Genomic DNA, 7715 nt, shown 5'->3' on the forward strand with positions numbered 1-7715 from the left:
AAGAGTATAGGCTTGCAACTGGATTTTAGGACTGACCCATTACTAATGCAGTAAGACAATAATGACTTCTTTGTATAGGAATTATATCAAACTGCAATCTTTTAAAATCTATCACAAAAAAAAGTCCATAAACCCTTATAGAGTCTATGGACTTATGCTTTAATAGCGAGCGAGGGTTATGCCTCTGCTGGTGTCTCCTCCGCAGGAGCCTCAGAAGATGTATTCTCAGCAGCCTGTGCTGCAACGGCAGCAGCCTTCTTGTCTGCAACCTTCTTAGCAATAGCCTCGTTAACCTTCTTCTCAGCCTCGAGGTTCTGAGCAGCAGCAGCCTTCTTCGCGTCGAAAAGATGATGTCTGCGTAGCTGATCGTAGCTACTATGCCCGCTTTGCGCGTTGCGGCGTAGGCCTTGGTGATGTAGGTTTGATAAAACAGCCCCAACAGCCCCACAAGCACGGCAAAGAGCCAGCCCTGCGCGTTTGGAATTTTAAATTTGCAAAGCATAAAACTCAGCGCGGGCGCATCTATAAATTCCGCCGCTATCATAAGCGCTGCGGGCATTAGCGTGCCGGCAAGAAGCGCCGAGAGGATGATCGTATCGGAGCTATAGTATTTGCGCAGCCCACGTACGGAGGTAAGCGCCATTGCGGCGAATAATCCGCTTAAAATTCCAAAAACATCGCTCGGCTGTAAGCCAAACTGCGGCTGAATCACCAAAATAATTCCCGCAAATCCGAGACAGACCGAGAACCAGCCCATCGTGCCGAATTTTTCGCCGAGGGTAAAATACGCGATGATCGCCGTCCAAATGGGCGCTGTTTTTTGAAAGGTAAATGCCTCGCCGAGGCTGATGTTGGTGACATTATAAAAAAATACCATCAGCCCCAAAATCCCGATAATGCCGCGAAACGCGAGCGTAAAAGGATGACCGCCTTTGTTTGCGAAGCGTGCCGTACGGGGACGAGCCTTGATTTTATAAAGCAGGATCAAAAGTCCGGGCAGGTTGCGAAAGAGCACGACCTCAAGCGATGAAATTTGCGCGCCCAAAAGCTTGGCAAAAACGCCCGTAAGAGAGTTGTAAAAGCACGCCATCAGCATATAATACACGCTTAGATGGTGCAGCAAGAAGTTGTTGTATTTCATCGCGCCCCTTTAAATTTGCGGAATTATACACGCATAATGATTAAATTTTAATATTCCGCCGCGCCGCCTGCTTTTGCGCGTTTGGACGCGACGGCTCGTTTTTGCAATTCGGCGCTTGTATGCGCAAAGCAGCCAAATTTGCGTAGCTGCGGGCTTTTATGCTTTCGCGCAGTTGCGCCCGTTTTTTGTGTTTTGATCGCTAGCTTTCGTGCTCGGGTTTTGGTCTTTAAATTTTATAAAATTTACGCATCGCCCCGTTCTGCGCCGTCTGAGGCGATGAATCGCGCGCCTTGGCGTCTTTTTACGAGCAGTGTTTTGCTAGTGTCGCGATAAAATTTCGCTAAATTTAGCGCCTAAATTTCATAAAATTTTGCCGCCCGACTTGCGCGAGCGAGCGCGTAGAATTTGGCTTTAATCTATTTTTGGTTATAATCGCGCCAAAAACTACAAGGACGAATGTGAAAAGTTTGATCATCATCGGGCGCCCCAACGTCGGCAAGTCGAGCCTTTTTAACCGCCTAGCGGGCGCTCGTATCGCCATCACGAGCGACGTTGCGGGTACGACGCGCGATACTAATAGAGCCGAAGCCGAAATTTTCGATCGTCGCGTGCGCGTGATCGATTCGGGCGGCTTGGACGACGCCTCCGAGCTGTTTGCGCGCGTGCAGGCTAAGACGCTAAGCGAGGCAAAGAGCGCGGATTTGATAATCTTTATGACGGACGGCAAGCTGCTTCCAAGCGACGATGAGCGGCGGATATTTTTCTCGCTACAGAGACTCGGCAAGCCCATCGCCCTGGCGGTCAATAAGATCGACGGCAAGCGCGACGAGGAGCGCAGCTGGGAGTTTAACGAATTCGGCGTTAAATTTTTCCCGATCTCCGTCTCGCACAACAGCGGCATCGATGAGCTGAAAGAGTGGATCTACGGCTTTTTGGATCCCGCGCCCGCAAGGCAGGACGAGGATGAAATTTTTGATGATTTTATAGAGGGCTTTAACGACGAGGGCGAGCCGAAAGAGGGGCGCGACGAGGAATTTTATGCAGACAAGACCATCGGCGTGGGCATCATCGGGCGGGTAAACGTCGGCAAATCAAGCCTTCTAAACGCGCTTGTCGGCTCGCAGCGTTCGGTCGTGAGCGATTATGCGGGCACGACGATCGATCCGGTGAACGAAAGCACGGAATTTGGGGGGCGCACGCTCGAGTTTATCGATACGGCGGGCATTCGCCGTCGCGGCAAGATCGAGGGCATCGAGCGCTTCGCGCTAAATCGCACCGAAAAAATCTTGCAAAACTCCGACATCGCGCTTTTGGTGCTTGACGCAAGCGAGCCGCTAAACGAGCTGGACGAGCGCATAGCGGGGCTTGCGGCTAAATTTGAACTAGGTCTAATCATAATTTTAAACAAATGGGATCTTTGCGAGCGCGATTACGACGAGTTTTGCCGCGATCTGCGCGATAGGTTTAAATTTCTTTCCTACGCGCCGATCATCAGCGTCAGCGCGACGGACAGGAAGCGGATACATAAAATTTACCCGCTCATTTTGGAGGTTTATTCAAATTTCACGCGCAAGCTCGGCACCGCAAGGATCAATGAAGCGGTAGAGGCCGCGATAAAGGCGCATCCGATACCTCGTGAGCGGGGCAAATCGGTTAAAATTTACTACGCCGCGCAGATCGGCTTTGCGCCGCCGAAGATCGCTCTTGTGATGAACCGCCCGCAAGCGCTGCATTTTAGCTACAAGCGCTATTTGATGAACAGGCTGCGCGCGAGCTTTGCCCTTTTGGGCAGTCCGCTAGTGCTGCTGCCGCGCAAAAAAGGGGAGAGCGATGAAGAGCGGTAAAATCGTGCTCATCGGCTTTATGGGGGTCGGTAAGGGCACGGTAGCACGGGCTCTGGCTGCGCAAAGCGGGATGTTCGCGCTTGATTGCGACGATATGATTGAAAGCTACGCCAATAAAAAGATTGGGCAAATTTTTAAAGAGCAGGGCGAGCAGAGCTTTAGAAAGATGGAGGCGGGTCTTGCAAAATTTTTAGAAAAGTCCGTCCGCTGCGCCGTGATCTCCACGGGCGGCGGTTTTTACGCCGTGAAAAATTTAAATAAAATCGGCACCGTCGTGTATCTGAAATCAAGCTTTGAGGGGATTATTGATCGCTTAAAAAATAGCGAGAACGCGGAGAAAAAATTTGCCAAGCGCCCGCTGTTAGCGGATCTGCAAAAGGCCGCAGCGCTGCACGCTCAAAGAGACGGGGCGTATGAAAAAAAGGCCGACATCGTAATCAACGTCGAAAATAAAAGCGTAAAAAAGATCGTAAAAGAAATTTGCTCCGCCTGCGACGGGCTAAATTTAAAAGGGAAAAAGATGTCTAAGCAGAAGTGCTCTGGCGGCGGCAAAAATTCCAAGCTGCACGGCAAAGAGGGCAAAAGCGATAAGCTTGAAAAGAAAGAGGCGCTAAAGCAAAAGCTGCGCGAGCTACTAGAGGGCTTAGAACGCGAGCAAATTCCAAAGCGGGTGATCGCGTGGCACTTCGATCTTTACGAGCCTTACGCGCTTGAGCTCGCGGGATCGAGCAGCTTTGATGCGGATGACGACGACTGGGCGTGCGAGGACGAGGATGAATTTTATCCGCAAAGCTCGCGCTTGCAGCTTGATTTTTTAAGCGAGCTTTCGTGGCGACAGGTTTTAAAAATGCTCGTGCAGGCTCTGCGCGAGCTGCGAGGGCAGATGCCTAGCGCTAAAATTTTTAAGTGCAAGCACGTCGCCGTAGGCTTTATAGACGGCGATCTGATTTTGATTTAAAGGAGCAATGATGAGAATTTTAACGGGTCTTCAGCCTAGCGGCAAGCTGCATTTGGGCAACTACTTCGCGAGTATCAAGCAGATGGTAGATGCGCAAAACGCGGGCGAGCAGATGTTTATGTTTATCGCAAACTACCATGCGCTCACGTCCGTAAGCGACGGCGCAAAGCTTAAAAACTCCACCTACGAGGCCGCCGCGGCGTTTTTGTCTCTCGGGATCGATCCGAAAAAGACGGTGTTTTGGGTGCAAAGCGACGTGAAAGAGGTGTTGGAGCTTTACTGGATTTTAAGCGGATATGCGCCGATGGGGCTGCTCGAGCGAGCACACGCATACAAAGATAAGATCGCAAAGGGCTTTGAGAGCAAACACGATCTGTTCAGCTACCCCGTGCTGATGGCGGCGGACATCCTGCTATACAGCGCGGAGATCGTGCCCGTGGGCAAGGATCAGATCCAGCATGTCGAGATCGCTCGCGACATCGCGCTTAAATTTAACAACGCCCACGGCGAAATTTTAACTATTCCGCAAGCGCGCGTAAATGATGAAGTAGCGATCGTGCCGGGCACAGACGGCGCGAAGATGAGCAAGAGCTACGGCAATACGATCGATATTTTTGCAGATGCCGCGACGCTAAAGAAGCAAATTTCAAGTATCGTAACGACCTCCGAGCCGCTAGAGGCGCCTAAGCAGTGGCGCGGGTGTAATGTCTATAATATCGCGAAGCTGTTTTTAAGCGAAGCGGAGCAGGCGGAGCTGCAGGCTCGCTACGAGCGCGGAGGCGAGGGGCACGGGCATTTTAAGGCGTATCTAAACGAGCTAGTGCTTAGCTACTTCAAAGACGCGCGAGATAAATTCGAATACTATCAAAGCCACCGCGAAATTTTAGACGAGATGCTAAGGCAGGGCGCGCAAAGAGCGGCTGCGACGGCTGCTTCATTGATGCAAAAGGTTCGCGCCGCCGTGGGGATTTATCGCTAAGGAGAGTGAGATGACGGATTACGCTAGAGAAATTTTATCTGACGGCAAGCTGCTTCGGCAGAAGCTGGAAATTTTCTTGCAAACTCCTAGTAAGGTTGAAATTTACGCACGCGCCTGCGAGAAATTTTTCGCCGCGGGTAAGCAGCGCGAGTTAAATTACGTAAGTACGTGGAGCTGGTGGGGATTTTTCGGCACGCTGTTCTTTTTTCTGTACCGCAAGGAGTATAAATTTGCCGCAATGCTGTTTGCCTTTATAGTGATCTCCTGCTTTATTCCGTTTTTAGACGGGCACGATAGTGCCGTAGGGATCGCAGTCAGCGTTACTAGTGCGGCTATGGCGGAATATTTCGTTTGCTATAGATTTGTCGCGCTATTGGATAAGCAGGACGATGAAGCCCTAAGACGGGGCGGCGGCGTGAATAGATGGGCGATATGGCTCGCGGTAATATTTTACGCTTTTGTCGCGATTGTGTTTGCGCTGATAATTTCAAACGGCGGCAAAGCTTAGTCATTTTAAACGGCTTCCGCGCTCAAAAACGCTAAATTTTAAAAAGGAGTAAGAATGAAAGCGATCGTAACGGTGATCGGTAAGGACAAGGTCGGCATTGTGGCGGGCGTTTCGGCCAAGCTCGCGCAGCTTGGACTAAACATAGACGACATCAGCCAGACGGTTTTGGATGAGTTTTTCACAATGATGGCGGTGGTTTCCAGCGACAAAAAGCAGGACTTTACGGCTCTGCGCGAGGAGCTAAACGAGCTTGGCGAAAAGCTATAAGTAAAGATCAACATCCAAAGCTCGGCGATCTTTGACGCCATGCACAACATCTAAGGCGCCGATATGGACATCAAAAACGTAACCGAAACGATCGCGATGATCGAGGAGCAAAATTTCGACATCCGCACGATCACGATGGGCATCAGCCTGCTTGACTGCATCGATCCCGATATGGGCAAAGCCGCGGAGAAAATTTACGCCAAGATCACCGATAAGGCGCGCGATCTGGTAAAGGTCGGCAATGAAATTTCAGCAGAGCTCGGCATCCCGATCGTAAATAAACGCGTCTGCGTAACGCCTATCGCCATCATCGGCGCGGCGACGAACGCTACTGACTATGTGCCGCTTGCTAAAGCGATGGATAAGGCGGCACAAAAGGTCGGTATCGACTTTATCGGCGGCTTTTCGGCGCTCGTGCAAAAGGGCTACGCAAAGGGCGATAAAATTTTAATCAACTCCATCCCGGCTGCGCTCGCCGCGACGCAAAAGGTCTGCTCGTCGGTAAATATCGGCTCGACCAAAACCGGCATAAATATGAGCGCGGTCGCCGATATGGGGCGCGTGATCAAAGAAACGGCGCGGCTTTCGGATCTTGGTGCGGCAAAGCTAGTCGTGTTTGCCAACGCCGTCGAGGATAATCCCTTCATGGCGGGCGCATTTCACGGCGTGGGCGAGGCAGAAGTCGTCATAAACGTGGGCGTATCGGGCCCCGGCGTCGTTAAGCGCGCGCTTGAGAAGGTGCGCGGGGCGAGCTTTGACGTGGTAGCAGAGACCGTGAAAAAGACGGCGTTTAAGATCACGCGCATTGGACAGCTCGTCGGTCAAATGGCGTCCGAGCGACTGGGCGTGAAATTTGGCATCGTAGATCTCTCGCTAGCCCCAACCCCTGCGGTGGGCGATTCGGTCGCGCGCGTGCTTGAGGAGATGGGGCTGGAGCGCGTCGGCACGCACGGCACTACTGCGGCTTTGGCGCTGCTAAACGATGCGGTCAAAAAGGGCGGAGTAATGGCGTGCAACCAAGTAGGCGGGCTTAGCGGCGCGTTCATCCCCGTCTCCGAAGACGAGGGCATGATCGCCGCGGTGCGCGCAGGATCGCTAAGCTTAGAAAAGCTCGAAGCGATGACTGCGATCTGCTCGGTGGGGCTCGATATGATCGCGATCCCGCAGGATACGCCCGAGCAGACGATCGCCGCGATCATAGCCGACGAGGCCGCGATCGGCGTGATAAATCAAAAAACGACCGCCGTGCGCATCATCCCAAAAGGCAAAGAGGGTGACACGCTGGAGTTTGGCGGGCTTCTGGGCAGCGCGCCCGTGATGAGCGTAAATAAAAACTCATCGGCAGACTTCATCGCTCGCGGCGGCCAGATACCAGCACCCATTCATAGTTTTAAGAATTAAAGCTTAACCCGCTTAAGGAGGAAAAATGAGAGCGTTTGCATTATTTGCAGCGGCTTTGCTTCTAAGCGGCTGCTCCATAATCTCGGCATTTTATAGCAATGAGAAAAAATTCGAGCTGGTGGGCTTGGGGCAAGACGGGGTTTATAGGACTTCGGACGACAGCGCAGATACGCTAATAAAAATAACGTCCGCCCGCACAAAAGAGGGCGAGCCGTATCGTATAATCCACACGCTGGAAATTCCTAAAAATTCTACCCTGACGGATTTTGATAGCAACGATAAAGAGGTATTTAAAATAGACTGCTCCAAGAATCGTTGCTCGCCCGAATATGACAGGGAACCGAAAAGAATCGCCATTTCTTGGCCCGCGCCGAATGGGGGCGGCGTTTTTGACGGCGTCATATATCTAAAAAATTTACGGCTCGTAAAGGCGTATTAAATTTGCGGATTTAAAAGAGCGCAAAATTCTAAGTCGCCGCGATGGAATTTAGCTCTAAATTTTACGCTTGCAGGCGTGGAATTTTGAATTAAAATTTCGGCGCGGAATTTCGCTTTTAAATTTTACGGCGTGAAATTTTACGGTGCGCTGTCTCTACGGCGCGCGATCCCCGCGGCAC

Annotated in this window: 7 protein-coding genes and 1 pseudogene; 7 read left to right on the plus strand and 1 reads right to left on the minus strand. The window is 51.5% G+C overall.

Annotation, left to right across the window (positions count from 1 at the left end):
- Positions 1-25: 25 nt before the first annotated feature.
- A complete protein-coding gene (locus Q0372_RS01850; RefSeq protein WP_298101826.1) occupies positions 26-1141 on the minus strand; it encodes a DMT family transporter in 1116 nt (371 codons plus the stop codon).
- Between the two features lie 458 nt (positions 1142-1599).
- Here Q0372_RS01850 and der point away from each other — a divergent pair, with 458 nt between their 5' ends.
- The 7 genes and pseudogenes from der to Q0372_RS01885 all read left to right on the plus strand — a co-directional run bounded on the left by der (position 1600) and on the right by Q0372_RS01885 (position 7537).
- The gene (der, locus tag Q0372_RS01855; RefSeq protein WP_298101830.1) at positions 1600-2985 is read left to right on the plus strand and encodes a ribosome biogenesis GTPase Der; all 1386 of its coding nucleotides are present in this window, start codon (positions 1600-1602) and stop codon (positions 2983-2985) included.
- Positions 2972-3466 (plus strand): annotated as a pseudogene (locus Q0372_RS01860) (shikimate kinase); the annotation flags it as partial. The gene der and the pseudogene Q0372_RS01860, both read left to right, overlap by 14 nt.
- Before the next feature lie 487 nt (positions 3467-3953).
- The gene (trpS, locus tag Q0372_RS01865; RefSeq protein ID WP_298101832.1) at positions 3954-4922 is read left to right on the plus strand and encodes a tryptophan--tRNA ligase; all 969 of its coding nucleotides are present in this window, start codon (positions 3954-3956) and stop codon (positions 4920-4922) included.
- 10 nt (positions 4923-4932) lie between these two features.
- Positions 4933-5430 (plus strand): DUF2628 domain-containing protein, encoded by a 498-nt coding sequence (locus tag Q0372_RS01870; protein WP_298101835.1) that lies wholly within the window; start codon positions 4933-4935, stop codon positions 5428-5430.
- Positions 5431-5484: 54 nt separating this feature from the next.
- Positions 5485-5697, plus strand: coding sequence for an ACT domain-containing protein (locus Q0372_RS01875; protein ID WP_298101838.1), 213 nt, complete (start codon positions 5485-5487; stop codon positions 5695-5697).
- A gap of 63 nt (positions 5698-5760) precedes the next feature.
- Positions 5761-7098, plus strand: a complete 1338-nt coding sequence (locus tag Q0372_RS01880) for a PFL family protein (RefSeq protein ID WP_298101841.1) — start codon at positions 5761-5763, stop codon at positions 7096-7098.
- Positions 7099-7123: 25 nt separating this feature from the next.
- Positions 7124-7537 carry a hypothetical protein gene (locus tag Q0372_RS01885; RefSeq protein WP_298101844.1) on the plus strand — a complete coding sequence of 138 codons (414 nt, stop codon included), beginning with the start codon at positions 7124-7126 and terminating at the stop codon, positions 7535-7537.
- Positions 7538-7715 lie beyond the last annotated feature (178 nt).

The organism is uncultured Campylobacter sp. (assembly GCF_937997405.1).
Classification (GTDB): Bacteria; Campylobacterota; Campylobacteria; order Campylobacterales; family Campylobacteraceae; genus Campylobacter_B.